We start from the raw sequence: 26,386 nt of genomic DNA on the forward strand, positions 1-26,386 counted from the left end.
GAGCGGCGCGTGCCAGCCCTCGGCGGCGATCCGCAGCTTCTCGTGGTGCGGGCGCTCGTCGGTGATCCAGCCGGTGTCGACGGCGGTCATCAGGATCTTGTCGGTCTCGAACATCTCGCCCGACGAGGTGCGCGTCATCATGTTCAGCGCGGCCTTGGCCATGTTGGTGTGCGGGTGGCCGGAGCCTTTGTAGCGACGGGAGAACTGCCCCTCCATCGCCGACACGTTGACGATGTACGCGCGCCGCGCACCGTTCTGGACGGCGGCACGCAGGGCCGGGCGCAGCCGCGAGTTGATCAGGAACGGCGCGATCGAGTTGCAGAACTGGACCTCGAGCAGCTCCAGCGGGTCCACCTCGTCGAGCAGCTGGGTCCAGGAGTTGTTGGTCTGGATGTCGGGGATCAGCCCGCCCGCGTCGATCGCGGTGCCGGCCAGGTGCGCCTCCAGCGAGGCATTGCCCGCCTTGAGCGCGAGCGCGGTGAGCGTGGCAGCGTTGTGCGAGGCGAGGGCGGACTCCGCGGACTCGCCGTCATGATGGGCGATCGCGGTCTCGGCCAGTGCGCCGGCGATGGCGGCCGGGTGCGCCTCGGAGATCCGGTCGAAGCTGACCATCTCCGGCAGCGCGGTGACGCCGAGCGACTCCGCACTGGGCAGCGGCGCGCTTTCGCCGTCGATCAGGTGCGAGTAGGCGCCGGGCAGGCGACGCACCGTCTGGCAGGCGTTGTTGATGATGATGTCGAGCGGTCCGTCGGCGGCGACGTCCTCGGTCAGCGAGATCACCTGGGTGGGGTCACGCAGGTCGATGCCGACGACCTTGAGCCGGTGCAGCCACTCGGCGGAGTCCTCCTGCGCGGCGAACCGGCGCACGGCGTCCTTGGGGAACCGGGTGGTGATCGTGGTGTGTGCGCCGTCGCGCAGCAGCCGCAGCGCGATGTACATGCCGATCTTGGCGCGACCGCCGGTGAGCAGCGCGCGCTTGCCGGAGAGGTCGGTGCGCTGGTTGCGCTTGACGTGCGACATCGCGGCGCACGACGGGCACAGCCAGTGGTAGAACGCGTCGACCAGGGTGAAGTCCTGCTTGCAGATGTAGCAGCCGCGGGCGGTGATCAGCTCGCCGGCGAAGGCGCCCTCGGCGGTGGAGACCAGCGGGATGCCCGCGGTCTCGTCGTCGATGCGCATCGCGGAGCCGGTCGCGGTCTTCTCGATGATGTCCTGGTCGTGCTTCTGCCGGACCATCCGGATCTCGGCGCGCCGGGTCTTCTTGATCAGCTTGTACATGTAGGACGCCGCGCGCTTCATCGTCCGCACGTCGTCGTGATCGGGGTGCAGCTGCGGGATCTGGCGCAGCACCTTGACCGCGATCGCGAGTTCGTCGGGGTCGATCCGGTCTAGCGGCTCTGCGTCTTCGTGCACTGCTCGATTCTCGCAGGTCACGCCCGAACTCCCCATTCGATGTGACCTCAGCGCTGAGATCCGGGCGGATCCTCGGCGCTGAGGTCACATTGAGCTGTGGCACCATCCTTCGGTGGGATTGAGGGATGCGTTGGCCGACACCCGGCCGCTGCGGGTGCGGAGCTTCCGCCGGCTCTGGACGGCGAACATCATCACCGTGGTCGGCGCCCAGCTGACGGTGGTCGCGGTGCCGGCGCAGATCTATGCGATGACCGGCTCATCGGCCTACGTGGGCCTGACCGGCATCTTCGGCCTGGTGCCGCTGGTCGTCTTCGGGCTCTGGGGCGGCGCACTGGCCGACGCCATGGACCGCCGGAGGCTGCTGCTGATCTCCACCTTCGGCCTGATCGCGACGGCGGCGCTGTTCTGGCTCCAGGCCGCCCTCGGCAACACCGACGTGTGGCTGCTGCTCTCCCTGTTCGCGGTGCAGCAGGCGTTCTTCGCGATCAACCAGCCGACCCGCAATGCGGTGCTGCCCAAGATCCTGCCCAAGGAGCTGCTGCCGGCGGCGAACTCGCTGAACATGACGGTGATGATGGCCGGGGCCATCGCCGGTCCGCTGGTCGGCGGCGCGCTGATCCCGGTGCTCGGCTTCTCCTGGCTCTACTTCGCCGACACGATCACCCTCTTCGCCACCCTCGGCGCGGTCTGGGCGCTGCCCGCACTGCCGGTCGAGGGCGTGGTCTCCGCGCCCGGCCTCAAGTCCGTGATCGACGGCTTCCGCTACCTGCGCCTGCACCCGGTGCTGATGATGTCCTTCGTCGTCGACATCATCGCGATGGTCTTCGGCATGCCGCGTGCCCTCTTCCCGGAGATGGCGCACGAGAACTTCGGTGGGCCGGCCGAGGGCGGTCTCGCCTTCGCCCTGCTCTTCGCCGCGATCCCGGCCGGTGCGGTGCTCGGCGGCGTCTTCTCCGGCTGGGTCTCCCGGGTGCAGCGGCACGGCGTCGCGGTGATCGTTGCGATCGTGGTCTGGGGCGCGGCGATGGCGCTCTTCGGCCTCGCGGTCGGCCTCGCCGACGGCGGCGCGGGCCTGATGCTCGCGGTCGCCGTGGTGATGCTGATGGCCGGCGGTGCCGCCGACATGGTCTCGGCCGCCTTCCGCACCAGCATGCTGCAGAGCGCCGCCGCCGACGAGGTGCGCGGCCGGCTGCAGGGCATCTTCACCGTGGTCGTGGCCGGCGGCCCCCGGATCGCGGACGTCGGTCACGGTGGCGCAGCCTCCCTGGTCGGGGCTCCTGCCGCAGCAGCGGGCGGTGGCGTTCTGGTCGTCGTCCTGGTGCTGCTGGCGGCGGCGCTGGTGCCTGCCTTCGTCCGCTACCGGGCCACCGGGTAGCCCGGCCGCGCTGGGCGATGCCGCGTACTGTGGCGCCATGGGTGCCATCGAGCTGACCGCCAGCAACTTCGAGCAGACCATCACCGAGAACGAGATGGTGCTGGTCGACTTCTGGGCGTCGTGGTGCGGCCCGTGCCGCCAGTTCGCCCCGATCTACGAGGCGGCCTCGCTGCAGCACGACGACATCGTCTTCGGCAGCATCGACACCGAGCAGGAGCAGCAGCTCTCCGCCGCCGCCCAGATCAGCTCGATCCCCACCCTGATGGCGTTCAAGAAGGGCCAGCTGGTCTTCAACCAGGCGGGTGCCCTGCCGGCACCGGCCCTCGAGGAGCTGGTCACCGCGCTCCGCAACCTCGACCTCGATGCGGTACCGGCGCCGCCGGCAGCCGACGAGCAGGCCGAGTAGCGCCTCGATGCCGCTGACTCTGGTGACCGGCGGCACGCGGGGGATCGGTGCCGCGATCGCGCTCCGGCTCGCCGAGGCCGGTCACGACCTGGTCCTCGCCTACCGCAGTGACGACGCCGCTGCCGCCGCCACCCTGGAGCGGGTGCGCGCCCTCGGCGTCGACGCCGAGGCGGTGCGTGCCGACGTCACCCGCGCCGACGACGTCGAGCGGCTCTTCGCCGCCGCAGCGCAGCGTGGCCGGCTGAGCGGGGTCGTCAACAACGCCGGCGCCACCTACGAGTTCGCCCCGCTGGCGCAGACTCCGGTCGAGTCGGTGGAGCGGACCATCGCGGTCAACCTGACCGCACCACTGCTGATCGCTCGCGCCGCCGTGCTGGCGATGAGCACCGCGCACGGCGGCCAGGGCGGGGTGATCGTCAACATCTCCTCGGGCGCGGCCACCATCGGCTCGCCCGGCGAGTACGTGCACTACGCGGCCGCCAAGGCCGGCCTGGACACGGTCACCCGCGGTCTCGGCCTCGAGGTCGCGGACCAGGGGATCCGCGTGGTCGGGGTGGCGCCGGGCCTGATCGACACCGACCTGCACACCACTACCGGCGATCCGGAGCGGGTGGCCCGGATGGCGCCGCAGATCCCGCTCGGTCGCGCGGGGGAGCCTGCCGAGATCGCGGAGGCTGTCGCCTGGCTGATGAGCGAGGCGGCGGGCTACGTCACCGCGACCACGCTGCGCGTCGCCGGCGGTCGCTGAGCGGCTGCTGCCCCGGGAGATGACGAACCCCGACGTCTGGGGCGACGCCGGGGTTCATCGTGCGGGGCGGGCCGTCAGAGAGTGACGATTCGGTACTACGGCGGCCCTGCCCTGCGGACCTGAGTGGGGGCTCAGGCGTTCTTGATGGCGGAGACGTCGAACTTGAGCTTGACCTTTTCCGAGACGAGCACGCCGCCGGTCTCCAGCGCGGCGTTCCAGGTCAGGTTCCAGTCCTTGCGGTTGACGGCGATCTCGCCCTCGAAGCCGGCGCGGACGTTGCCGAACGGGTCCTGGGCGGTGCCGGTGAACTCGAAGGGGATGGTGACCGGCTTGGTGACGTCCTTGATGGTCAGGTCGCCGGTGATCGCCCAGTCGTCGCCGTCGGCCTCGACGGAGGTGGAGCGGAAGGTGATCGTCGGGTACTGCTCGACGTCGAAGAAGTCGGCGGAGGCCAGGTGGCCGTCACGGTCGGCGACACCGGTGTCCACGGAGTTGACGGCGATGGTCAGCTCGACCGACGAGTTGGCCGGGGTGGCGGCGTCGATGGTGGCGTTGCCCTGGAACTCCTTGAACGCGCCGCGCACGGTGGTCACCATCGCGTGGCGGGCCTGGAAGCCGATGTAGGTGTGGCTCGCGTCGACGGTGTAGCTGCCCGAGATGTCGGAGATGGCCGCGGTGCCGGCCTCGAAGGTGGGCTCAACGGTCTCGGTGGACTTGCGCTTGAAGATGCTCATGGCGGAATCGCTTTCCGTGGTGGTGGTCTGTCGTCGTGCTTCGTTTAATCTTCAACTAACACTGTACCGGGATGATTCCGCTACCATGGAGTGATCTGGGTCACAGGGAGGGTTCACTTGTCGGCCTGTCCTCCCTGCCTGAAGGGGTCGGGGTGGAAGGGTGGAGCGATCAGGGGAGATGACGATCCGGTAGCGAAATTTCCCCAGAATGGGTGACGCGGACCACAACAGCGGTCTAGGCTCCGCAGACCACCTGGGAGGAAGTGGAGGGGGATCGATGCAGATTCACGAGGGCTCCAGTGCGCGGTCCCTGGTCGTGCGCACCTTCGCGCGGACGCTGATCAAGCCCACCTTCAGCTACTTCCCGAGCTCCGGGCCCCTCGCCTACGGTCTCAACGTCCTCGAGCTGGGTGCGCGGGTGATCCCGCGCGACCGCCGGGTCAGCGTCGAGCCGGTGATCGGCGAGGGCTGGGTTGCCGAGCTGGTCCAGTCGCGCGCAGGGGCCGACGAGAACGGCGCGATCGTCTACTTCCACGGCGGCGGCTTCCTCTTCTGTGGGGTGGCCACCCATCGACGGATCGTCGAGCAGTTGGCGCTGCGCACCGGCCTGCCGGTGCTCTCGGTCGCCTACCGGCAGAGCACCAAGGGCCTGGTGGAGACCAGCATCGCCGACTGCATCGCCGCCACCGACTGGCTGATCGAGCGGGGCATCGACCCGGAGCGGATCGTGGTGGCCGGTGACTCCGCCGGCGGGCACCTCTCCTTCCAGGTCGCCATCGAGGCGACTCAGCGGGGCGTCCCCCTGGCCGGGGTGGTCGGCCTCTCGCCGTGGCTCGACTTCGACAACACCGTGCGCCGCACGCACCCCAATGCGCGTCGCGACCACTACATCCCCTCGGCGCGGCTGGGCCGGATCGCCCGCCAGGTCACCGGCCGCTCGATCCTGGAACCGGGCCTCTCGCCGGTCAACCGGGACCTGCGCAACATGCCGCCGTCGCTGATCGTCTGCGCGGCCGACGAGGTGCTGCGCCACGATGCCGAGCTGATGACCGAGCGGCTGGAGGCGGTGGGCGCGCCGGTCGACCTGCACATCTGGAGCGGACAGATCCACGCCTTCCCGGTGATGGGGGCGCTGACCCCGGAGAGCTCGGCCTGCCTGGACCTGATCAGTGGCTTCGTCCAGGACCAGCTGGGGATCAGTCACCTGCGCTCGGTGCGGGATATCGCCGTCTGACTGTGATCCGTCTCCCAAAGGGGCAAGATCGGTCGCCGCAGAATCTTGCCTGAGCCGCCGCAGGCACTACCGTTGGAGGGTGAGTGACCTGAACGCCCCAGACGTAGACGCAGCCGACGAGACCCCCCAAGGTCCGGTGTTCGCCGACCTGGGCCTGGACGAGAAGGTCCTCAAGGCGATCAAGGCGATCGGCTACGAGTCGCCTTCGCCGATCCAAGCTGCCACCATCCCGGCACTGATGGACGGCCGCGACGTCGTCGGCCTCGCCCAGACCGGAACCGGCAAGACCGCAGCCTTCGCGCTGCCGGTCCTCTCGCGCCTCGAGCGCGGCCAGAAGACCCCGCAGGCGCTCGTTCTGGCCCCCACCCGTGAGCTCGCGCTCCAGGTGTCGGAGGCGTTCGAGAAGTACGCCGCGAACCTCAACGGCGTCTCGGTCCTCCCCGTCTACGGCGGCCAGGGCTACGGCGTCCAGCTCTCCGCGCTGCGTCGCGGCGTCGACGTCGTCGTCGGCACCCCGGGCCGGATCATGGACCACCTCGACAAGGGCACCCTCGACCTCAGCGAGCTGCGCTTCCTGGTGCTCGACGAGGCCGACGAGATGCTGAACATGGGCTTCGCCGAGGACGTCGAGACGATCCTCGCCGACACCCCGGACACCAAGCAGGTGGCCCTCTTCTCCGCGACCATGCCCTCGGGCATCCGCCGCATCTCGAAGAAGTACCTCAACGACCCGGTCGAGGTGACGGTCAAGAACAAGACCACCACCAACGCCAACATCACCCAGCGCTACCTGATCGTCAGCTGGCCGCAGAAGATCGAGGCGATCACCCGGATCCTCGAGGTCGAGAACTTCGAGGCGATGATCATCTTCGCCCGCACCAAGTCGGCCACCGAGGAGCTCGCCGAGAAGCTCCGCGCCCGCGGCTTCTCCGCCCAGGCGATCAACGGTGACGTCGCGCAGGTGCAGCGTGAGCGCACGGTCAACCAGCTCAAGGCCGGAAAGCTCGACATCCTGGTCGCCACCGATGTCGCCGCCCGCGGCCTCGACGTCGAGCGGATCAGCCACGTCGTCAACTACGACATCCCCACCGACACCGAGTCCTACGTGCACCGGATCGGCCGCACCGGCCGCGCCGGCCGCAAGGGCGACGCGATCTCCTTCATCACCCCGCGTGAGCGCTACCTGCTCAAGGCGATCGAGAAGGCGACGCGCCAGCAGCTCACCCAGATGGCGCTGCCGACCGTCGACGACATCAACAGCACCCGGTTGAGCCGCTTCGACGACGCGATCACCGAGGCGCTGGGCAACGAGCGGGTCACCTTCTTCCGCGACGTGGTCAACCACTACGTCAAGGAGCACGACGTTCCCGAGGTCGACGTCGCCGCCGCTCTGGCACTGGTGCTGCAGGGTGACGAGCCGATGCTGCTCGACCCGGAGGCGGAGCGTCCGATCCGCCAGGAGAAGTTCCGCGAGGACGGCAAGGAGCGCCCGGTTCGCGGCCGCGACGAGCGTCCGCAGCGCGGCGGTCGCAACAGCAACGCCAACATGACCATGTACAAGCTGCAGGTCGGCAAGCGGCACAAGGTCGAGCCGCGCCAGATCGTCGGCGCGCTCGCCAACGAGGGCAACCTGCGCCGCTCGGACTTCGGCCGGATCGAGATCCGCCCGGACTTCTCCCTGGTCGAGCTGCCCAACGAGCTGCCCCCGGGCACCCTCGAGGCACTCGCCAACACCCGGATCTCCGGCAAGCTGATCGAGATCACCAAGGACAACGGCCCGCGCCGCAGCTCCGCGCCGCGCTCCGGTGGTCCGCGCAAGGAGTACGGCGACCGCGGTGGCTACCGCGGCGACAAGAAGCCGTACCGCAGCAACGACTGACCTGGCTCAACGACGAGAGGCCCTCGAATCCGCAGCGGATTCAGGGGCCTCTCGTTCGTTTGCGTGCCTGGGCCGGCCGCAGCGGCCGGCTCCGTCGGCTCAGGCTCAGGCTCAGCCCCGGGCCAGCGCCAGCCCGGCGGCGCGTCCGGAGAAGATGCAGCCGCCCAGGAACGTGCCCTCCAACGCGTTGTAGCCGTGGACGCCGCCGCCCCCGAAGCCGGCCACCTCGCCCGCCGCGTAGAGCCCCGGGAACGGCGTCCCGTCGGCACGCATCACCTGCGAGTCGAGGTTCGTCTCCAGTCCGCCGAGGGTCTTGCGGGTCAGGATGTTGAGCCGCACCGCGATCAACGGCCCGTTCTCGGCATCCAGGATCCGGTGCGGGGAGGCGACCCGGATCAGCTTGTCGGTGCGCGAGCGGCGCGCGTTGGCGATCGCCATCAGCTGGATGTCCTTGGAGAACTCGTTGTCGAGCTCGCGATCGCGTGCGGTGATCTGGCGGCGGAGGTGCTCCACGTCGAGCTGCGGGCCGCGGGCGATCTTGTTCATCCCCTCGACCAGCTCCTCCAGGGAGTCGGCCACCACGAAGTCCTCGCCGTGCTCCTTGAACCTCTCCACCGGCCCCGGCGCGCCCTTGGCGAGCCGCGACTTCAGCATGAACTTGAGGTCCTTGCTGGTGATGTCGGGGTTCTGCTCGGAGCCCGAGAGCGCGAACTCCTTCTCGATGATCTTCTGGGTGAGCACGAACCAGGAGTAGTCGTGACCGGTGGCCAGGATCTCCTTCATCGTGCCGAGCGTGTCGAAGCCGGGGAAGTTCGGCGAGGCCAGCCGGTCGCCGTTGGCGTCGAACCACAGGGACGACGGCCCGGGGATGATCCGGATCGCGTGGTCGGGCCAGATCGGGTCCCAGTTGTGGATGCCCTCGGTGTAGGCCCACATCCGGTCCCGGTTCACGATCCGGGCGCCGGCCTGCTCGCTGATGCCCAGCATCCGTCCGTCCACGTGCGCCGGGACGCCGGAGATCAGGTGCTGGGGCGCGGCGCCGAGCCGCTCGGTGGGCCAGTTCTTCCGGATCAGCTCGTGGTTGTGCCCGATCCCGCCACTGGTGACGACGACGGCGGCGGCCCGGTGCTCGAAGTCGCCGACCACCTCGCGCGAGGAGGCCACCCCGCGCTCGAGGGCGTCGTCCGCTGCCAGCAGGGAGCCGCGGACGCCGACCGCGCGGCCGTCCTCGACGATCAGCTCGTCGACCTGGTGCCGGAAGCCGAAGCGGACCAGCCCGGCGGCCTCGCCGCGCAGCACCGGCTCGGCGAAGACCCGCACCACCTCGGGGCCGGTGCCCCAGGTCAGGTGGAAGCGGGGCACCGAGTTGCCGTGCCCGGTCGCGGAGCCGGAGCCGCGCTCGGCCCAGCCGACGAACGGCAGCACCTTGAGGCCCAGCTCGCGCAGGTAGTCGCGCTTGGTGTCGGTGGCGAACCGCACGTACGCCTCGGCCCACCGGCGACCCCACACGTCCTCGTCGTCCAGCCGGTCGAAGCCGGCGGAGCCGAGCCAGTCCTGCAGGGCCAGCTCGGGTGAGTCCTTGATCCCCATCCGGCGCTGCTCGGGGGAGTTCACGAAGAAGAGCCCGCCGAGGGACCAGAACGCCTGTCCGCCCAGGTTGTTGCGGTTCTCCTGGTCGAGCACCAGGACTCGCTTGCCGGCCTTGACCAGCTCATGGGTGGCGACCAGGCCGGCCAGGCCGGCACCCACCACGATCACCTCGGGTTCGAACTCGGACATGGGTCCTCCTCAGGCAGCTGCGCGCGCCGGGTCGTCAACCGGCGTGTCGAGAAGTGAACGTACCTTCCCAAGTTGCCCGGGAGTAACGTGACCCACGCCACATGTGGGGGCTGTCCATGAAGGAGCATCACACGTGAAGAGAATTCTCGGCGTTCTCGCCTCGGGCTTCGGCCTGCTCGTCCTGTCGTTCGTCGTCCCGATCGCCCCGGCCCAGGCGGCGCCCCCGGTCTATGTCGCCCTCGGCGACTCCTTTGCCTCGGGCACCGGAACCCGCACCTATCTGGCCGACGGCACCTCCTGTCAGCGCTCCAGCTACGCCTATCCGAGCCTGATCGCGGCGGCGCGCGGCTTCCAGCTCGACTTCAAGGCCTGCTCGGGCGCGACCACCTCCACGGTGAGCGCCAACCAGCTGGGCAGCCTCGGCTCCGGCACCCGCTACGTCACGCTCTCGGTCGGCGGCAACGACGCCGGCTTCGTCTCGGTGCTCACCGAGTGCGCGCAGCCCGGCTGGGCCAGCAACTGCAACGGAGCGATCGACACCGCGCAGGCGTTCATCAACACCACGCTCCCGGCCCGGTTGAGCTCGCTGTACGCCTCGGTGCGCGGCAAGGCGCCGAACGCGAAGGTGGTCGTGGTCGGCTACCCGCGACTCTTCATGGGGGAGGACTGCAACGCCGCGACCTTCTTCTCGCCGGCCGAGGAGACCCGGCTCAACGCCACCGCCGACCTGCTGAACGCGAAGCTCAAGGCGGCAGCGACCGCGCGCGGGTTCAGCTTCGCCAACCCGACGTCGGCGTTCACCGGTCACGCGGTCTGCGACGCCACCGAGTGGGTCAACGGGCTGGCCTGGCCGGTCGGCGAGAGCTACCACCCGAACCGGGCCGGGCACGCCCAGGGGCTCAGGCCGCTGGTGAACGGGCTGCTGAGCTGAGCCGACGGCGACGCTGCGGCCGACCTGGCGCTCGTCAGCAGGAGAGCCGCAGCGCTTCGTCCAGGCGCCGGCAGGTGCGGCGCTCCCAGGTGCCGCTGCCGAACTTGTCCTGGGTGGCGTCGGTGAACACCTCGACGGTGCCGTTGCGGCGCAACCGCAGGTAGGTCGTCACCGGGTCGCCCTCGACGGTGGTCAGGGTGACCACGGCCTCCGCTGTGCGGCGCTCGCGGAGGGCGTCGCGCATGCAGTCGGCGAAGGCGAGGCCGGTCCCGTCCAGGAAGGGGGCCAGGAACTGCTCCCCGCAGGAGCGGAACGGCGTGCGCTCGCGCCAGGCGAGGAAGGCGCGGTCGCCCGGCGCACCCCGCGGCGCGGCCTCGCGGGGCAGCCAGTGCTCGCTCTCCCTGGCCACGGTGACCTCCGACTGGACGACGGCGACCTCGCCCTTGCCGCGGATGCAGGGGTGCGCGTGCTCCGACACCTCGTGGAACCCGCCGCCCAGCTCCAGCTCGTCACCGCTCTCGGCGACGACCTCGCCCTCGGCGTCGCGGAGCCGGACCACCCCGTCGGTGCCGATCGCCGCGGTGTAGCCGGCCGGCCAGAGGGCGTAGGTGGTGCGGCCGCCGCGGTGGCCGAGCACCACGCAGTTGCTGCGGTCGGTGATCAGCATCCCGGTGATCAGTGCGTCGTCCCCGCCGTCGCCCGGGCGCCAGTCGCTGGTGGGCAGGTCGACCGGGGTGGTGGGCCCGGAGCCGGCCCGCGCGGCGTCTGCCGACGGGTTCGTGATCGACGGCCCCGAAGCCGGCGCCGGCTCGTCGTCGCCGAGCAGTCGCCAGCCGGCGACGGCAGCCAGGGTGAGCACGAGCGCCGCGGCCGCGGCGGCGAAGCTCAGGGTGTGGACGGCGGGTCGGTTCACGGTGGCTCCAGGGGTGGGGGTCGTGGGTTCGACGTCCGTGGCGGGCATTCGGTTGCCTGCCTCGGGGAGCATGGCAGAGTCCCGGACGTGCGGCAGGCGGATCGATCAGGTAGACCTTGAGGGTGCGCCGCCTCCTCGACCTTCTCGGGCCGGCGACCCTGCGCGACCTGCTGCTGGTCAACGTGGCGGTCGGTCTGGTCGGCGTCTCCTATGGGGCGATCACGGTGGGCGCGGGGTTCGAGATCTGGGTGCCGACCTTGATGTCGATCGTGGTCTTCGGCGGCGCGAGCCAGTTCCTCTTCACCGGGCTGATCGCGGCGGGGGCGAGCCCGATCGCCGCAGTGGCGGCGGGCGCGTTGGTCAATGCTCGCCATCTACCGTTCGGCTTCGCGTTGGCGGACACGGTCAGCAAGCGGCCCTGGCTCGGCGGCTATCTGATGATCGACGAGGTGGTGGCCTTCGCCTTGGCGCAGCGCGATCCGGCCCGCCGTCGACTGGTCTTCTTCACCTGCGGCGCGATGCTCTGGACCTTCTGGAACGTTGGTGCGCTTCTCGGTGGGCTGCTCGGCCAGGCGATCCCGGATACCGACGCCTGGGGCCTCGACGCCGCCTTCCCTGCGGTGCTGCTGGCGTTGGTGATGCCGGCGATGCGCCAAGCGCGGATCCGTAACGCGTCGCTGCTCGGCGCCGTCATCGCGCTTGCGTTGACGCCGTTCGTCCCGGCTGGGTTGGCGGTGCTGTGTGCGCTGGCCGCGCTGCTGGTGGTGCGACCGCACCGTGCCGCGGACGCTGGAACGGACGCCGGGACGGGAGGTACCGCGTGATCTCGCCGATGACGTTGATCATCTCCGCGGTGGTGCTGGGCGCGTTCACCTACGGCTTCCGGGTGGCGGGGCCGCTGTTGCATGGTCGGATGGCGCCGAGCCCGCAGACGCAGGAGTGGATGACCTCGGCCGCCACCGTGCTGCTGGTCGCCCTCTGTGTGACCAGCGCATTCGCGGACGGCAAGGAGTGGTCGGACCCGGCGCGGCCGATCGCGGTGGCGGTAGCCGGGCTTGCGGCGTGGTTCCGGGCGCCGTTCCTGGTCGTGGTGCTGATCGCCGCCGTCACGGCTGCGGTGATTCGGCTGGTCACCTGACTGCAAGTTCGGGGTGAACAAGCGCAGGTTCGGGAGTGAACAAGCGCAAGTTCGGGGGTGAACAAGCGCAGGTTCGGGCTAGGGCTTGACCTTTTCGCGGCGCTCCGGGAGGACGGCCTGCGCGACCACGACGGGGTGGTCGGTGGTGCGGGCGACGGCCGGGCTGCGGTCGGCGACGTAGCCGGTGAAGGTGACCTCGTCGGAGCCGAAGATCCAGTCCACCGGCATCGGCTTCGGCGGCGGCTGGCAGCCGGTGCCGGTGCTGCCGCCGTTGGCGGCCTTCATCGCGGTGCTCGTGGTCAGCCCGCAGAAGTAGCCCTCGCGGTCGTTCATGTCGCCGGTGAAGAAGATCGGCAGCTCGTTCTCGGCGAGGGTGTTGGCCAGCGCGATCTGGCGCCGCAGCGCCTCGGCCCGCCAGCGGGACGCATCGCCGTGGGCGTTGGCCGGGTTGTGGAAGTTGGCCACGTAGAACCGCTGGCCGCTCGCCTTGTGCTCGAGCAGCACCACCGGCATCTGCCGGATCTCGCCGGCGAAGTACGGGATCGGGGTGGTCTCGGTGCTGATCGCCTCGTACTCGGCGTTGCGCCAGGCGATCGAATTCGCGGTCAGCCGCTGGTCCACGCCGCCCCCGGGGTAGACCGACCAGTTGGCGTGCCGCGCGAGCACCTGCATCTGCGGGGTCTGCAGCTCCTGCAGCCCGACCACGCCGACCTGGTGCGAGTCGAGGATCCGGATCGCGTCGGCCATCCGGGTCGGGCCCGGCGCGAGCCGCGCCTTGTGGCCGCCCTTCTCGGTGTGCGAGTGACCGAGCACGTTGAAGCTGGAGATGGTGATCGTCGTCGACTCGATCACCTTGACCTTCGGCTTGGGGCGCAGGGTGATCTGCGGACCGGTCAGCTTCGGCATCGAGGTGCCGGGGCTCTGCCCGGCCGCCGAGGGCTCGGCAGCGGGGGAGGTGGTCACGTCCTCCGGCAGCGGCTCGTCGGTCAGATCGACGCCGGGCTGGGAGGAGACCGGGCCGCCCCCGGCCCGCGAGGCGGCGTTCTCGGCAGGCTCCTCGCCGCCGACCATCAGGTAGCCCAGGAGCACCACAAGAGCCGTGATCAGCGCAGCAGGCGCCAGGATCACGACCCAGTCGGGGAGCTTCCTCACGCGGGAGAGGGTACCCCGCCAGTCCACGCCAAGCGGCTCGGGTCGGAAGGCGTTGGGCGGCCGTCGCACCCGGGGCACGCACCTCGCTGCGTTGTCGAACACTCGACGGGCCTCCGGCCCGCCTTCGGTCCTCCGCCTAGCGATGCACGCACCCCGAGCACGCCGACCATCCCAGAACTTCCGACCCGAGCCACTAGATTGGCATCATGACCGAGACCTTCGACGTACTCGACCCGGTTGACGGTGCGGTTCTCGGCAGCGTGCCGGACCTGAGTGCCGAGGCAGCGCTGACGGCGCTCGACGTAGCGGTCCAGGGCCAGGCCGCCTGGGCGGCGACGCCGCCGCGTGAGCGTGGCGAGATCCTGCGCCGGGCCTTCGAGGTGGTCACCGAGCGGGCCGACGAGTTCGCCCGCACGATCAGCCTGGAGATGGGCAAGCCGCTCGCGGAGGCCCGCGGCGAGGTCGCCTACGGGGCGGAGTTCCTGCGCTGGTTCTCCGAGGAGGCGGTCCGGGTCCGGGGCAGCTGGCTCACCGCGCCGGCCGGCGGCTCGCGGCTGCTGACGGTGAAGAAGCCGGTCGGCCCCTGCCTCTTCATCACGCCGTGGAACTTCCCGCTGGCGATGGGCACCCGCAAGATCGGGCCGGCGCTGGCGGCGGGGTGCACGGTGCTGGTGAAGCCGGCCGGCGCCACCCCGCTGACCATGGTCAAGCTCGCCGAGGTCTTCGCCGAGGTGGGCCTGCCCGACGGCGTGCTCCAGGTGATCACCACGCGCAGCACCGGCGAGGTCACCTCGGCGCTGCTGGCCGACCCGCGGCTGCGCAAGATCTCCTTCACCGGCTCCACCCCCGTCGGCAAGGAGCTGGTGCGGCAGTCGGCCGACAACCTGCAGCGGGTCTCGATGGAGCTCGGCGGCAACGCCCCGTTCCTGGTCTTCGCGGACGCCGACCTCGACGCCGCGGTGGACGGCGCGATGATCGCCAAGATGCGCAACATGGGCGAGGCCTGCACCGCGGCCAACCGGTTCCTGGTGCAGGAGGAGGTCGCCGAGGCGTTCACCGAGCGGCTCGCCGCGCGGATGGGGCAGCTGCGGGTCGGGCGCGGCCAGGACGACGGCGTCGACGTCGGCCCGCTGATCGACGCCGCCGCGGTCGAGTCGGTGCAGTCCCTGGTCGCGGACGCCGTCGCGGGCGGCGCCCGGGTGGTGGTCGGGGGCGAGCCGAGCGGCAACTTCTTCCCGCCCACCGTGCTGGCCGACGTGGCCACCGACGCCCGGGTGAGCCGTGAGGAGATCTTCGGCCCGGTCGCACCGATCAGCACCTTCGGCACCGAGGAGGAGGCGGTCCGGTTCGCCAACGACACCGAGTACGGGCTCTCCGCCTACGTCTGGACCCGCGACCTGGACCGGACGCTTCGCCTGGTCGAGCACCTGGACTTCGGCATGGTCGGGGTGAACACCGGCCTGGTCTCGAACCCGGCGGCACCGTTCGGTGGCGTCAAGGCCAGCGGCTTCGGCCGCGAGGGCGGGTTCGAGGGCATCGAGGAGTACCTCGACACCACCTATGTCGGCATCAGTGCGCCCTGAGCCGCGATGATCAAGTACCTCGGGTCGAAGCGGACCCTGGTCCCGGTGCTCGGCGCGCTCGCCGAGGGTGCGCAGGCCCGCAGCGCCGTCGACCTGTTCACCGGCACCACCCGGGTCGCCCAGGAGTTCAAGCGGCGCGGGCTGGTGGTGACCGCGAACGACGTGGCCACCTACAGCCGGATCTTCAGCGACTGCTGGATCGCCACCGACGCCGACGCGATCGACCGCGACGCGCTCGGGGCGGAGATCGAGCGGCTCAACGCGCTGCCGGGCCAGCCCGGCTACTTCACCGAGACCTTCTGCGAGCAGGCCCGGTTCTTCCAGCCCCAGAACGGCGCTCGGGTGGATGCGATCCGGGCCGAGATCGAGCGGGTGCATCGCGACGGTCCGCTGTATCCGATCCTGTTGACCAGCCTGATCCTGGCCGCCGACCGGGTCGACTCCACCACCGGACTGCAGATGGCCTACCTCAAGCAGTGGGCGCCGCGTTCGCACAAGCCGTTGCAGCTGCGGATGCCCGAGCTGCTGCCGGGGGCTGGCCACACCACCCACGGGGACGCGCTCGACGTCGTCCACGAGCTGCCGCCGACCGACCTGGCCTACCTCGACCCGCCGTACAACCAGCACCGCTACTTCACCAACTACCACGTCTGGGAGACGCTGGTCCGCTGGGACGAGCCAGAGTTCTACGGCGTGGCCTGCAAGCGGATCGACAGCCGCGACGCGGTCACCCGCAGCGTCTTCAACTCCAAGCCGCGGATGGCCTCCGCGATGTCGGAGCTGATCGGCAACCTGCGCGCGGAGATGGTGGTGGTCTCCTACAGCGACGAGTCCTGGGTCGGGCCCGAGCAGGTGGTGGAGTGGCTGCGCGACGCCGGCCACCGCCGGGTCGAGACGCTGGCCTACGACTCGCGCCGCTACGTCGGCGCGAAGATCGGCATCTTCAGCCCGCTCGGTCAGCGGGTCGGCAAGGTGTCGCACCTGCGCAACCAGGAGTACGTCTTCGTCGCCGGTGACGACGATCGGGTTACGTCTGCATTGCAGGCACTGCCCCAGTGACCCGGCCGTGGCAGGCTTGAGTCATGGCAGAGCGACAGGGCAAGCCCGGACCACCCACCACGGTGGTGCTCTTCGGCGCCAGTGGTGACCTCGCGCAGCGCAAGCTGCTGCCCGGACTGCTGCACCTGTGGCGCGCCGGCCTGCTGCCGGAGGTTCGGGTGGTCGGCACGGCGCTCGAGCCGCAGACCCGGGAGTCCTTCGTGGACCTGGCCCGGGTGGCGATCGCCAAGCACAGCGACGACGAGGAGGACAAGCAGGCCTTCGAGGAGTTCGCGACCCGCCTCTTCTGGGCCAACTCCGGTCCCGAGGAGCTGGCCGCCACGATCGAGGAGGCGGAGTCGACCTGCGAGTCCACGCACTCGCGCCTGCACTATCTCTCGGTGCCGCCCAAGGCCGCGCTCTCGGTGGTCCGGCAGCTGGAGGCGGCCGGCCTGGTCGAGGGCAGCCGGATCGTGATGGAGAAGCCGTTCGGCACCGACCTGGAGTCGGCGGTGGCGCTCAACGCCTCCATCCACGAGGTCTTCGACGAGGAGCAGATCTTCCGGATCGACCACTTCCTGGGCAAGGAGGCGGCGCTCAACATCCTGGCGTTCCGCTTCGCGAACGGGATCTTCGAGCCGATCTGGCACCGCAACAACATCGATCACGTGCAGATCGACGTGCCGGAGACCCTCGGCCTGGAGGGGCGGGCCGGCTTCTACGAGGGCACCGGGGCGTACCGCGACATGGTGGTCACCCACCTCTTCCAGGTGCTCGCCTTCACCGCGATGGAGCCACCGACGTCGCTCGACCCGCAGGGCATCACCACCGAGAAGATGAAGGTCTTCCGCTCGATGGTGCCGATCCTGCCCTCGGACGTCGTCCGCGGGCAGTACGTCGGGTACCGCGACGAGCCCGGGGTGGCGCCGGACTCCGAGACCGAGACCTTCATCGCGCTCAAGTGCTACATCGACAACTGGCGGTGGGCCGACGTCCCGTTCTATCTGCGCACCGGCAAGCGCCTGGGGGCCGGTCAGCGGATCATCTCGATCGCCTTCAAGGAGCCGCCCAAGTCGATGTTCCCGCCCGGCTCGGGGATCGGCGACGACGGTCCGGACCACCTGACCTTCGACCTCGCCGACGCGTCGCGGATGTCGCTCTCCTTCTACGGCAAGCGTCCCGGCCCGGGGTTCGCGCTGAACAAGCTCTCCATGCAGTTCGCGATGGAGAGCACCGGCTGGACCGGCGCCAGCCTGGAGGCGTACGAGCGGCTGATCCTGGAGGCGGTGAAGGGCAACAAGACCCTGTTCACCACCGCCGAGGGCGTCGAGCGGCTCTGGGAGATCTCCCAGCCGATGCTGGAGAACCCGACCCCGGTGCGCAGCTACGAGCAGGGCTCGTGGGGCCCGAACCAGATGCACCAGCTGATCGCGCCGTACGCCTGGCGACTGCCGTTCCAGCGGCCGTGGCGCACCCAGGACACCCCCGAGCTGTAGCCGGGCAGCGGGCGTAGGGTCGAGACGTGGAGCCCTACCAGCCCGTGGTCGACGCCTACCTGGACTTCGCACGTCACGCGACCGACTCGCCGACGTTCGTGGAGTGGTCCCTGGAGGTCGCCGCCGACGTCGCCCTCCAGCGGATGATCGCGGCGCTGCCGCCGATCAAGCAGCAGCCGAACCTGATCTTCGCCGCGGCCCGGTGGCTCGGCGCACCCGCCCCCGGACCCTATGCGGGGTTCCGGGACGTGCTGATCAGTCGCTGGCCGGACGTCGTCGCGGTGGTCACGACGCATGCCACCCAGACCAACGAGGTGGGCCGGCTGGCCACCCTGGTGCCGGCCTTCGCCCAGGTGGCGCAGGGCCGCCCGATCGCCTTGCTGGAGGTGGGCTGCTCGGCCGGCCTGTGCCTGCACCCGGACGGCTACCGCTACCGCTGGGTGGGTGCGCAGTCGCAGGTAGAGCTCGGTGACGGCCCGGTGTTGGAGTGCCAGGTGAGCGGACCCGTGCCGGTTCCCGAAGCCCTTCCGGAGATCGGCTGGCGCGGTGGCATCGACCTCAACCCGCTCGACGTCGCCAACCCCGATCACGTTGCCTGGTTGGAGAATCTCATCTTCCCCGAGCATCAGGACCGGCGCGACCGGCTGCGTGAGGCGGTCCGGATCGCACGCCGGGAGCCGGTCGAGGTGGTCCGCGGCGACCTGCTCGCCGAGCTGCCCGGGCTGCTCGAACGGGTGCCCGGCTCGCTGACCCCGGTGGTCTTCCATACCGCGGTGATCGCCTACCTGGAGCCCGATGATCGGGAGCGCTTCGCGGCGATGATGCGCGAGCTGGTGGCCGAGGGCCGCTGCCACTGGGTCAGCAACGAGGGCGCCAACGTGCTGGCGTCGGTGACGGCGTCAGCGGGTGCGATCGAGGTCGGCAACCGGTTCGTGCTGGGCATCGACGGCCGGGCGGTGGCGCTCACCCAGAGCCACGGCCGTGCCCTGGACTGGCTCACCTAGCTCCCGCGGCGGGGCGAGATCTCACCCAGAAATGGCGCAGATGGGCTATCGACGCGGCTACCCCGTGGGCGGTGCGCTGGATCACGTTCCTGTTCGTTTCCTGTGAGGAGTGATCCATGTCCACATCCCCCGAGAACACCAGTAGGACCCGAAGTCTGCTGCGCCACCTCGGCCGCAATGCGGTCGCGTACCTGGCGCTCTTCCTCGCGCTGGCGATGTCGCCGCTCCCGTCCTGGGCGGCCAAGCAGATCGGCACCGCGCAGATCAAGAACGGTGCGGTGACCACCAAGAAGCTCGCCAACAACGCGGTGACCAGCAAGAAGATCAAGAACGGCACGGTGGGCAAGGCCGATCTGGCGCCGGCGGCGCGGGGCTACACGAAGTTCGTGACGGTGCGGGAGAGCGTCGCGGACTTCGACATCGACGAGACCACCACGCGCTCGGTCCGCTGTGCCGAGGGCTCGGTGGCCATCGGTGGCGGAGCCTCGGTCTCCCCGAGCGGCGTGATCTTCCTGGGCGGCAGCTCGGGCCGGGTCGACCACAGCATCCCGGTCACCCCGTTCACCATCCTCAGCCCGACCGGGACCGCTCCTGCCGGGAACGGCGTGGAGCCGGTGGGCTGGCGCACCAAGGTCACCAACGACACCGGTGAGAACGACCGCACCGCCTACTTCTGGGCGATCTGCGCCAGCAAGTAGAACCGAGCGGCCCGTGATGGCGGTCGTTCACTGTCGCCGGACGACAGGGGGCGACCGCCATCTCTCATGAGCATGCGGTGCGGCCGAGCAAGGCGAGCAGACGCACCCCGGCAGGTGCGTCCGGGGCGACCGGCACCGGAGCGGCGAAGCGCCCGGTGCGGTCGGCGTCGCGCAGCAGCAGGTGTGCGGCCGGCATCAGGTCGAGGGCGAGCAGCGTCGGGATCCGTGGCCCGGCCCCGGCCCCAGCGCCGGCAGCGGAGACCGCGACCGCGACGTCCCAGCCGTGCACGGTGATCTCCAGCGCCGCGGCATGCAGCAGCACGTCGCTGCCCACCTCGACGTCGGCGATCCGGACCGCCTCGGTCGGTGCCTGCTGCCAGGCGCTCAGCAGCGCCCGTGCCTTGGCGCGGACGTCGAGCAGCGCGATGCCGGTATGCGCCACCGGCGTCACCGCGACCAGGCCGTTGCTGGCCTCGGTGAACGCATCCAGCCCGTCGGCCATGTGGTCGAGCAGGTCGCCCAACGCCCATCCCCGGCAGGGGGTCGGCACGGTCGGTGCCACCGAGTCGGCCAGCGCCAGCGCGTCGCAGGTGAACGCGATCGCCTGGCCGAGCAGTGCCACCGGAGCGGTGGCGGCGATCATGAGGCGGGGGCAGCGACCGCGAGGTCGGACTCGTGCAGCACCGCGGGCAGGCCGAAGCGCGCGAACAGGCTGGGGCTGAAGAAGACCGAGACCCGCGCCACCCGGTCGCCGTCGAGGTGCAGCACCTGCAGCTGGAACGGGGTGAAGGTGCCGTCGCCCTGGGCCATGTAGAGGCCGAAGGCGGGCTGGCCGTTGGCGAGGGTGGCGCGCATCGGCATCTCGTGGGCGCCGCCGGGGCACTGGGTGGCGATCAGCTCGCCGATGGTGACCGCGCCGCGGTACCAGCCGATGAACGGCGGCATCTCCCAGACGGCGTCCGCGGTGAGCAGGTTGACGATCCGCTGGATGTCCTTGTGCCAGAAGGCGTCCACGTACTCGTCGAGCATCGCCTTCTGGCGGACGTCGAGGTCCTCCTCGACGGTGTCCTCGGTCAGCCCGGCCGCCTCCAGCCCGGCATGGGCGCGCTGCAGGGCCGAGTTCACCGCGGCGGTGGAGGTCTCCAACGCCTCGGCGACCTCCTTGGCCGACCAGCGCAGCACGTCGCGCAGGATCAGCACCGCGCGCTGGCGCGCCGGCAGGTGTTGCAGGGCGGCCACGAAGGCCAGCCGGATCGAGTCGCGCTCGGTGACCAGCACCGCGGCGTCCGGGATCGGCTCCAGCCAGGGCACCTCGTGGTCGCTGATCAGCTCGTCGCTGGCCTGGGAGTCGGCGGTGCCGAGCCCGGTGGGCAGCGGACGGCGCTGCTTGCCGTCCAGGTTGGTCAGGCAGACGTTGGTGGCGATCCGGTACAGCCAGGTGCGCACCGACGAGCGGCCCTCGAAGCCGTGGAAGGAGCGCCAGGCGCGCAGGTAGGTCTCCTGGACCAGGTCCTCGGCCTCATGGGCTGAGCCGGTCATCCGGTAGCAGTGCGCCAGGAGCTCGCGCCGGTAGCGGTTGGCCAGGTCTTGGAAGTCCTGCTCCCCGAGGGTCTCGCCCTCGGTCTGGCTCGAAGCCTCGATGCTCACGTCTGCCTCCTGTGGTCAGTCTGCCGTGTGCTCTGACCGAAGGCCAGCGGAAAACTCATCGCTGCGGCCACGATGAGTTTCGCGAGTCCGCACGGTCGGTCTGGGCATGAACCGGATGATCTTTCCCAACCTGCCCGTTGCCGACGTCGCCCGTGTGCGCGAGTTCTGGAAGTCGTTGGGCTTCACCTTCAACGACGACTTCAGCGACGAGAACGCCGCCTGCCTGGTGATCAACGACCAGGCCAGCGTGATGCTCCTGCAGAGCGACTACTTCCACTCCTTCCACAAGACCCAGCCGGCCACCGGCACGGAGAGCTTGATCTGCCTGACCGCGACCAGCCGCGCCGAGGTGGACGAGCTGTGCAGCAAGGCGGCTGCGGCCGGCGCCACCGACACCGAGGAGCGCAACGAGCAGGGGCCGATGTACGGCGGCTCGTTCCGCGACCTCGACGGTCACATCTGGGAAGTGCTCTGGATGGAGATGTGAGTCAGCCGCGCGCGATCGCCAGCGCCCGTTCGGCGGCCGGCGTGGCAGCGGCCAGGTCGGCGTCCACCAGGCCGACCCGGGTCCGTCGCTCCAGCAGGTCCGCGACGTCGTGTGCCCCCTCGTGGGTGACACCGAAGATCAGCTCGGCCAGGGTGACCGGGATGCCATCGGCGATCGGCGCCAGCAGCTCCGCATCGCTGAGCCCGGACTTCGCGCGGGCGTCGCCGAGCACGTAGTCGGCCTCGGTGCCGAAGCGGCGCACGAGGCGCGGGGGAGCCTCGAGCGCAGCCAACGCGGCCCGCGGTGCGGCGCCGAGCAGCGGCATGGTGGCGGTGACGCACCGCTCGGGTGCCAGACCGGTGGCGTCGACGGCGTCCTCGGCCATCTTGCGGTAGGTGGTGAGCTTGCCGCCGACGACGGTGATCACGCCGGTCTCGGAGGTGAGCACCGCGTGCTCGCGCGACAGGTCGGCCGTCGAGCCGTCGCTGTCGAGCAGGGGGCGCAGCCCGGCGTAGGCGCCGACCACGTCGTCGCGGCGCAGTGGCCGGTCGAAGGCGGCGGAGACCACGTCGAGCAGGAAGCCGATCTCGGCCTCGGACGGCTCGGGCACGTCGGGGATCACGTCGCCGTCGACGGGCTCGTCGGTGAGGCCGACGTAGAACTGGCCGTCGGGCTGCGGCAGCACCATCACATAGCGGTTCAGGGAGCCGGGCACCGGCACGGTGACCGTGGCCCGCACGCCCGGCAGGGTGCCGGGGCGCAGCACCAGGTGGGTGCCGCGACTGGGCCGGAGCCGGACCGGGACCAGGCTGCCGGCCCAGACCCCGGTCGCGTTGATCACGGCGCGGGCGGAGATCGCCCGGGTGCCGCCGGTGACCTCGTCGCGGACCTCGACCCGGGTGCCGGTGGCGCTCAGCACGCGGGCATGGGTGCGCACCACCGCGCCGTGCGCGGCCGCTGTGCGGGCGATGCAGGTGACCAGGCGGGCGTCGTCCTCCAACTGGCCGTCCCACGACAGCAGGCCGCCGCGCAGACCGGCCGAGCGCAGCCCGGGCGCCAGCGCCAGCACCTCGGCTGCGGAGATCCGGCTCGGCCGGGGCAGCGTCTGGGGCGTGGTCCGCGCCCCGCGGCGCAGCAGGTCGCCGGCCGCGAATCCGGCGCGGGCCAGCGTCGCCTGGACCCGGGAGACCTGGGGGAGCAGGGGCAGCAGCATGCCGACCGCGTGGGTCAGGTGCGGCGCGGTGGTCTCCATCAGGATGCCGCGCTCGACGGCGCTCTCGTGGGCCACGCCCACCTGGCCGCGGGCCAGGTAGCGCAGGCCGCCGTGGACCAGCTTGGAGGACCAGCGCGAGGTGCCGAAGGCGAGATCGTGGGCGTCCAGGGCCACCACCGAGAGGCCGCGGGTGGCCGCGTCCAGGGCGACACCGGTTCCGGTCACGCCGAGCCCGATCACCACCACGTCGACCTGCTCGGGCAGGCCCTCGGTGCCGACGCCGATCCGGCCGGCCGCGCTGCGCGCCACGGCGCTCACGGCTGCAGCGCCTTGGTGATCATCGTGCACACGGTGCCATCGAGGTCGGCCAGCGCGACGTCGTCGTCGACCATCGTCTGCGCCGACAGGGCGGGCCCATGGGCGATCAGCAGCAGCGAGCGGGCCAAGGTCTGCGGATCGCCGGGCACCACGGTGCCGGCAGCCTGCCCGTCCTGGATCCGCAGGGCGAGCACGGCCAGGATCGCCTCCTGGCTCCGGCCGGGCCGGTCGAGCAGATAGGGGAGCAGCAGCTCGGGGTCGACGTCGAGGATCCTGCGGAACAGCGGGTTCGTGCGCAGCGCACCGATCACCGCGAGCGAGCCGGCGGCGATCGAGGCCGGCGTCGGCGGCTCGGCGTCGCGCTCGGGCAGGACCGCGGCGACCACGCCCCACTCGCGGGTCATCAGATCCGCCAGCAGGGTCTCCATGTCGGGCCAGGTCCGGTAGATGGTCATCCGCGACACGTCGGCTCGGCGGGCGACCTCGGTCAGGGTGGTACGGCGCCACCCGACGTCGAGGATCGAGTCGCGGGCTGCGTCGAGGTACCTATTGTGACGAAGTGACGTCATGTGTAACAGTGTAACGCGTGACCCGAGAGATGCACCCCTCCCGCTGGGGAGACGCCGCACAGGCCGGCCCGCTGCCCGACTCCACCCGCGAGCTCGTCGAGTACGCCTTCGGGCTCCAGGAGCGCCCGGCGGTGGCCTACCCGCAGGTGCCCGCCGCGGCTCTTCCGGAGCAGATCGTCGCCGGGCTGCGGGCGATCGTCGGCGAGGAGCACGTGCTCCTCGATGACGAGACCCGTCGTGTGCGCACCCGCGGCAAGTCCACTCCGGACCTGCTCCGCGCCCGATCCGGCGACCTGGCCGACGCCCCTGACGCGGTGGTGCGTCCGGCGAGCCACGACCAGGTGCTGGCGCTGATCGCCCTCGCCGAGACGCACCGCTTCGCGCTGGTCCCCTTCGGCGGCGGCACCTCGGTCACCGGCGGCCTGGTGGCGCGCCGCGACGACGTCGTCGGCGTGGTCAGCCTCGACCTGATCCGGATGAAGGCGCTGCGCGAGGTCGACCCGATCTCGATGACGGCGGTCCTGGAGCCCGGCCTGCGTGGCCCGGAGGCCGAGGCCCTGCTTGCCGAGCACCAGATGACGCTGGGCCACTACCCGCAGTCGTTCGAGTACGCCTCGATCGGCGGCTTCGCGGCCACCCGCTCCAGCGGCCAGTCCTCGGCCGGCTATGGCCGCTTCGACTCCCTGGTGGTCGGCCTGGAGGTGGCCACCGCGCGCGGCACCCTGGCGCTGGGCAGCTCGCCGGCCAATGCGGCCGGCCCCGACCTGCGACAGCTGATCCTGGGCTCCGAGGGCGCGTTCGGCGTGATCACCGCGGTCCGCGTCCGGGTCCGGGCGCTGCCCACGGTCAAGGCGTACGAGGCCTGGGGATTCCCGAGCTTCGACGCCGGCTCGGACGCGATGCGCCTGCTGGCCCAGAACGGTCAGCTGCCCACCGTGATCCGGCTCTCGGACGAGAACGAGACGGCGCTCAACCTGGCCAGCCACTCCAACGTCGGTGGGGCGGCGACCGAGGGCTGCCTGATGATCGTCGGCTTCGAGGGCACGGACGCCGACGCCGTCGCCACCAAGCGTGACGCCGTCTCTGCGCTGCTGACCCGCTCCGGCGGCACCTCGCTGGGCGAGGAGCGCGGTGCTGCCTGGGTGCAGGGCCGCTTCGCGGCGCCGTACCTGCGTGATGCCCTGCTCGACGTCGGGGTGCTGGTGGAGACCCTGGAGACCGCGACCTTCTGGTCCAAGCGGGACGAGGTCTACCAGGCGGTGCGCGATGCGCTGATCGCCGAGCTGGGCGAGAAGACCCTGGTTCTGTGTCACATCTCCCACGTCTACGAGACCGGCTGCTCGCTGTACTTCACGGTTGCTGCCCCTGGTGGCGAGGAGCCGTTGCCGACCTGGCTCGCGGCCAAGGCTGCGGCCACCGAGGCGATGGTCGCCCACGGTGCCACGGTCAGCCACCACCACGCCGTGGGCACCGACCACCGGCCGTGGTTCGCCCGCGAGATCGGCCCGGTCGGGGTCGACATCCTGCGTGCGGTCAAGGCCGAGCTCGACCCGGCCGGCGTGCTCAACCCGGGAGTGATGATCCCGTGAGCGGTGCGCGGCGGTTCAGTCTGCTGGTCAATCCGGTCTCCGGTGGCGGCGCTGCGCCGGGCGCGGTGGTCCCGGTGGCTCGGCTGCTGCGCGATGCCGGCGCCGAGGTGGAGGTGACCTACTCGCCCGGGCCGAAGGCGATCGCGAAGCTGGTGGCGACGGCGGTCGCCCGTGGTGACGTGGTGGTCTCGGTGGGTGGCGACGGGATGCTCTCCTCGGTCGCCGGGCAGGTGTCCGCCGGTGGCGGCCTGCTGGGCCTGATCCCGGCCGGCCGGGGCAACGACTTCGCGCGGATGCTGGGCGTGCCCGACGATCCGGAGCAGGTGGCCCGGATCCTCCTGGAGGCCGAGCCGAGCGCGGTCGACCTGATCGAGGTCACCACTCCGTCCGGCGAGAAGGTGCAGGTGGCCGGGTCCGTCTACGTCGGCGTGGACGCCCGCGCCGCGGAGATCGTCGACGGCGCCCGTTGGCTGCCGCGCAAGCTGCAGTACCCCTACGCCGCGGTGCGCGCCCTGGCCAGCTTCCGCCCGGTCCAGATGCAGGTCAGCCTCGACGGCGAGCGCCGCTCGCTCGGCGTCGCCACCGTGGTGGCTGCCAACTCGGGCTTCTACGGCTCGGGCATGAAGATCGCGCCCGACGCGGTGGTCGACGACGGCCGCCTTGACGTCGTGATGATCGCGGCCGCGAACAAGCTCGATCTGATCCGCTCGTTGCCCAAGGTCTACGAGGGCGAGCACGTGCACCTCGACGAGGTCACCGTGCTGCGCGGGCAGGAGCTCGTGCTGGCGGCCGACCGCGCCGTCGCGGTCGGTGGCGACGGTGAGCCGCTGGGTCTGCTCAGTCCTGGTGACGAGCTCCGGATCGCGATTCGCCCAGGTGCCCTCAACGTCCTCAAGTGACGTCAATGGCACTCAGTGTCATTTCCGGCCTCCGTCCACATGGTGGGGTAGAGTCCGTTTTGTTCGCATTGACGCGAACTCGTCAGTAGCTCTCGCGCGGTCGCAGAAAGTCATAGATCGGCCTACGTGACAGGGATCTGAGC

25 protein-coding genes are annotated in these 26,386 nt (G+C 70.7%); 16 read left to right on the plus strand and 9 right to left on the minus strand.

Annotated features, from left to right (window positions below):
* Positions 1-1,413 (minus strand): SDR family NAD(P)-dependent oxidoreductase (locus ABD151_RS10035; protein ID WP_343993868.1); only part of this gene is annotated, 1,413 nt, incomplete at its 3' end.
* A gap of 112 nt (positions 1,414-1,525) precedes the next feature.
* On the opposite strand from ABD151_RS10035, the gene ABD151_RS10040 reads away from it, so the two are divergent.
* Genes ABD151_RS10040 through ABD151_RS10050 form a run of 3 tightly spaced genes read left to right on the plus strand, consistent with a single transcriptional unit; the run spans position 1,526 to position 3,942 of the window.
* A complete protein-coding gene (locus ABD151_RS10040) occupies positions 1,526-2,788 on the plus strand; it encodes an MFS transporter (RefSeq protein WP_343993870.1) in 1,263 nt (420 codons plus the stop codon).
* A 37-nt stretch (positions 2,789-2,825) separates the two neighbouring features.
* Positions 2,826-3,194: a thioredoxin gene (gene trxA, locus ABD151_RS10045; RefSeq protein WP_343993872.1), complete on the plus strand. Its 369-nt coding sequence runs from the start codon at positions 2,826-2,828 to the stop codon at positions 3,192-3,194.
* A 7-nt stretch (positions 3,195-3,201) separates the two neighbouring features.
* Entirely contained in the window at positions 3,202-3,942 is a 741-nt protein-coding gene (locus ABD151_RS10050) for an SDR family NAD(P)-dependent oxidoreductase (protein ID WP_343993874.1), read from the plus strand.
* A 131-nt stretch (positions 3,943-4,073) separates the two neighbouring features.
* Here the strand turns inward: ABD151_RS10050 and ABD151_RS10055 are convergent, their stop codons facing one another.
* Complete coding sequence (locus tag ABD151_RS10055; RefSeq protein ID WP_343993876.1) at positions 4,074-4,676, minus strand: YceI family protein; 603 nt, start codon at positions 4,674-4,676, stop codon at positions 4,074-4,076.
* Between the two features lie 277 nt (positions 4,677-4,953).
* On the opposite strand from ABD151_RS10055, the gene ABD151_RS10060 reads away from it, so the two are divergent.
* Positions 4,954-5,910 (plus strand): alpha/beta hydrolase, encoded by a 957-nt coding sequence (locus tag ABD151_RS10060; RefSeq protein ID WP_343993878.1) that lies wholly within the window; start codon positions 4,954-4,956, stop codon positions 5,908-5,910.
* Between the two features lie 79 nt (positions 5,911-5,989).
* Complete coding sequence (locus ABD151_RS10065) at positions 5,990-7,789, plus strand: DEAD/DEAH box helicase (protein WP_343993880.1); 1,800 nt, start codon at positions 5,990-5,992, stop codon at positions 7,787-7,789.
* 111 nt (positions 7,790-7,900) lie between these two features.
* On the opposite strand, the gene ABD151_RS10070 is transcribed toward ABD151_RS10065, so the two are convergent.
* Positions 7,901-9,568 (minus strand): FAD-binding dehydrogenase, encoded by a 1,668-nt coding sequence (locus ABD151_RS10070; protein ID WP_343993882.1) that lies wholly within the window; start codon positions 9,566-9,568, stop codon positions 7,901-7,903.
* 133 nt (positions 9,569-9,701) lie between these two features.
* On the opposite strand from ABD151_RS10070, the gene ABD151_RS10075 reads away from it, so the two are divergent.
* Positions 9,702-10,499, plus strand: coding sequence for an SGNH/GDSL hydrolase family protein (locus ABD151_RS10075; protein WP_343993884.1), 798 nt, complete (start codon positions 9,702-9,704; stop codon positions 10,497-10,499).
* Between the two features lie 34 nt (positions 10,500-10,533).
* Here ABD151_RS10075 and ABD151_RS10080 read toward each other — a convergent pair whose 3' ends face one another.
* Positions 10,534-11,412, minus strand: coding sequence for a hypothetical protein (locus tag ABD151_RS10080; RefSeq protein ID WP_343993886.1), 879 nt, complete (start codon positions 11,410-11,412; stop codon positions 10,534-10,536).
* A gap of 122 nt (positions 11,413-11,534) precedes the next feature.
* On the opposite strand from ABD151_RS10080, the gene ABD151_RS10085 reads away from it, so the two are divergent.
* Positions 11,535-12,236 (plus strand): AzlC family ABC transporter permease, encoded by a 702-nt coding sequence (locus ABD151_RS10085; protein WP_343993888.1) that lies wholly within the window; start codon positions 11,535-11,537, stop codon positions 12,234-12,236.
* An 8-nt stretch (positions 12,237-12,244) separates the two neighbouring features.
* Entirely contained in the window at positions 12,245-12,550 is a 306-nt protein-coding gene (locus tag ABD151_RS10090; RefSeq protein ID WP_343993890.1) for an AzlD domain-containing protein, read from the plus strand.
* Positions 12,551-12,628: 78 nt separating this feature from the next.
* On the opposite strand, the gene ABD151_RS10095 is transcribed toward ABD151_RS10090, so the two are convergent.
* Positions 12,629-13,702: an endonuclease/exonuclease/phosphatase family protein gene (locus ABD151_RS10095; RefSeq protein ID WP_343993892.1), complete on the minus strand. Its 1,074-nt coding sequence runs from the start codon at positions 13,700-13,702 to the stop codon at positions 12,629-12,631.
* A gap of 206 nt (positions 13,703-13,908) precedes the next feature.
* On the opposite strand from ABD151_RS10095, the gene ABD151_RS10100 reads away from it, so the two are divergent.
* The 5 genes from ABD151_RS10100 (at position 13,909) to ABD151_RS10120 (ending at position 19,521) form a co-directional block, all read left to right on the plus strand.
* Positions 13,909-15,285 (plus strand): NAD-dependent succinate-semialdehyde dehydrogenase, encoded by a 1,377-nt coding sequence (locus ABD151_RS10100; protein WP_343993894.1) that lies wholly within the window; start codon positions 13,909-13,911, stop codon positions 15,283-15,285.
* A gap of 6 nt (positions 15,286-15,291) precedes the next feature.
* On the plus strand, positions 15,292-16,344 hold the full coding sequence (locus tag ABD151_RS10105) for a DNA adenine methylase (RefSeq protein WP_343993896.1): 1,053 nt from the start codon (positions 15,292-15,294) through the stop codon (positions 16,342-16,344).
* A 23-nt stretch (positions 16,345-16,367) separates the two neighbouring features.
* The gene (gene zwf, locus ABD151_RS10110) at positions 16,368-17,819 is read left to right on the plus strand and encodes a glucose-6-phosphate dehydrogenase (protein ID WP_343993897.1); all 1,452 of its coding nucleotides are present in this window, start codon (positions 16,368-16,370) and stop codon (positions 17,817-17,819) included.
* Between the two features lie 26 nt (positions 17,820-17,845).
* Positions 17,846-18,823: a DUF2332 domain-containing protein gene (locus ABD151_RS10115; protein ID WP_343993898.1), complete on the plus strand. Its 978-nt coding sequence runs from the start codon at positions 17,846-17,848 to the stop codon at positions 18,821-18,823.
* Between the two features lie 116 nt (positions 18,824-18,939).
* Positions 18,940-19,521 (plus strand): hypothetical protein, encoded by a 582-nt coding sequence (locus tag ABD151_RS10120; RefSeq protein ID WP_343993900.1) that lies wholly within the window; start codon positions 18,940-18,942, stop codon positions 19,519-19,521.
* A gap of 64 nt (positions 19,522-19,585) precedes the next feature.
* Here ABD151_RS10120 and ABD151_RS10125 read toward each other — a convergent pair whose 3' ends face one another.
* Together ABD151_RS10125 and ABD151_RS10130 are read right to left on the minus strand one after the other, a co-directional pair.
* Positions 19,586-20,164 carry a maleylpyruvate isomerase N-terminal domain-containing protein gene (locus tag ABD151_RS10125; RefSeq protein ID WP_343993902.1) on the minus strand — a complete coding sequence of 193 codons (579 nt, stop codon included), beginning with the start codon at positions 20,162-20,164 and terminating at the stop codon, positions 19,586-19,588.
* Complete coding sequence (locus ABD151_RS10130) at positions 20,161-21,168, minus strand: sigma-70 family RNA polymerase sigma factor (RefSeq protein ID WP_343993904.1); 1,008 nt, start codon at positions 21,166-21,168, stop codon at positions 20,161-20,163. Before ABD151_RS10130 ends, ABD151_RS10125 begins: the two co-directional genes overlap by 4 nt.
* Before the next feature lie 115 nt (positions 21,169-21,283).
* Here ABD151_RS10130 and ABD151_RS10135 point away from each other — a divergent pair, with 115 nt between their 5' ends.
* Positions 21,284-21,655 (plus strand): VOC family protein, encoded by a 372-nt coding sequence (locus tag ABD151_RS10135; RefSeq protein WP_343993906.1) that lies wholly within the window; start codon positions 21,284-21,286, stop codon positions 21,653-21,655.
* Position 21,656: 1 nt separating this feature from the next.
* Here ABD151_RS10135 and ABD151_RS10140 read toward each other — a convergent pair whose 3' ends face one another.
* Both ABD151_RS10140 and ABD151_RS10145 read right to left on the minus strand, forming a co-directional pair.
* Positions 21,657-23,186 (minus strand): glycerol-3-phosphate dehydrogenase/oxidase, encoded by a 1,530-nt coding sequence (locus tag ABD151_RS10140; protein ID WP_343993908.1) that lies wholly within the window; start codon positions 23,184-23,186, stop codon positions 21,657-21,659.
* Positions 23,183-23,755, minus strand: coding sequence for a TetR/AcrR family transcriptional regulator (locus tag ABD151_RS10145; protein ID WP_343993910.1), 573 nt, complete (start codon positions 23,753-23,755; stop codon positions 23,183-23,185). The genes ABD151_RS10140 and ABD151_RS10145 overlap by 4 nt, the downstream gene beginning before the upstream one ends.
* 17 nt (positions 23,756-23,772) lie before the next feature.
* On the opposite strand from ABD151_RS10145, the gene ABD151_RS10150 reads away from it, so the two are divergent.
* Positions 23,773-25,344 carry an FAD-binding oxidoreductase gene (locus tag ABD151_RS10150; RefSeq protein WP_343993912.1) on the plus strand — a complete coding sequence of 524 codons (1,572 nt, stop codon included), beginning with the start codon at positions 23,773-23,775 and terminating at the stop codon, positions 25,342-25,344.
* A complete protein-coding gene (locus ABD151_RS10155; RefSeq protein ID WP_343993914.1) occupies positions 25,341-26,243 on the plus strand; it encodes a diacylglycerol/lipid kinase family protein in 903 nt (300 codons plus the stop codon). The genes ABD151_RS10150 and ABD151_RS10155 overlap by 4 nt, the downstream gene beginning before the upstream one ends.
* Positions 26,244-26,386: the final 143 nt, after the last annotated feature.

This window comes from Nocardioides dubius, assembly GCF_039528155.1.
GTDB lineage: Bacteria > Actinomycetota > Actinomycetes > Propionibacteriales > Nocardioidaceae > Nocardioides > Nocardioides dubius.

Coding starts and splice junctions, on each gene's coding strand:
- ABD151_RS10060 (WP_343993878.1), top strand. CDS start 4,954: ATGCAGATTCACGAGGGCTCCAGTGCGCGGTCCCTGGTCGTGCGCACC.
- ABD151_RS10050 (WP_343993874.1), top strand. CDS start 3,202: ATGCCGCTGACTCTGGTGACCGGCGGCACGCGGGGGATCGGTGCCGCG.
- ABD151_RS10100 (WP_343993894.1), top strand. CDS start 13,909: ATGACCGAGACCTTCGACGTACTCGACCCGGTTGACGGTGCGGTTCTC.
- ABD151_RS10070 (WP_343993882.1), bottom strand. CDS start 9,568: ATGTCCGAGTTCGAACCCGAGGTGATCGTGGTGGGTGCCGGCCTGGCC.
- ABD151_RS10120 (WP_343993900.1), top strand. CDS start 18,940: ATGTCCACATCCCCCGAGAACACCAGTAGGACCCGAAGTCTGCTGCGC.
- zwf (WP_343993897.1), top strand. CDS start 16,368: ATGGCAGAGCGACAGGGCAAGCCCGGACCACCCACCACGGTGGTGCTC.
- ABD151_RS10125 (WP_343993902.1), bottom strand. CDS start 20,164: ATGATCGCCGCCACCGCTCCGGTGGCACTGCTCGGCCAGGCGATCGCG.
- trxA (WP_343993872.1), top strand. CDS start 2,826: ATGGGTGCCATCGAGCTGACCGCCAGCAACTTCGAGCAGACCATCACC.
- ABD151_RS10105 (WP_343993896.1), top strand. CDS start 15,292: ATGATCAAGTACCTCGGGTCGAAGCGGACCCTGGTCCCGGTGCTCGGC.
- ABD151_RS10135 (WP_343993906.1), top strand. CDS start 21,284: ATGATCTTTCCCAACCTGCCCGTTGCCGACGTCGCCCGTGTGCGCGAG.
- ABD151_RS10090 (WP_343993890.1), top strand. CDS start 12,245: ATGACGTTGATCATCTCCGCGGTGGTGCTGGGCGCGTTCACCTACGGC.
- ABD151_RS10055 (WP_343993876.1), bottom strand. CDS start 4,676: ATGAGCATCTTCAAGCGCAAGTCCACCGAGACCGTTGAGCCCACCTTC.
- ABD151_RS10145 (WP_343993910.1), bottom strand. CDS start 23,755: ATGACGTCACTTCGTCACAATAGGTACCTCGACGCAGCCCGCGACTCG.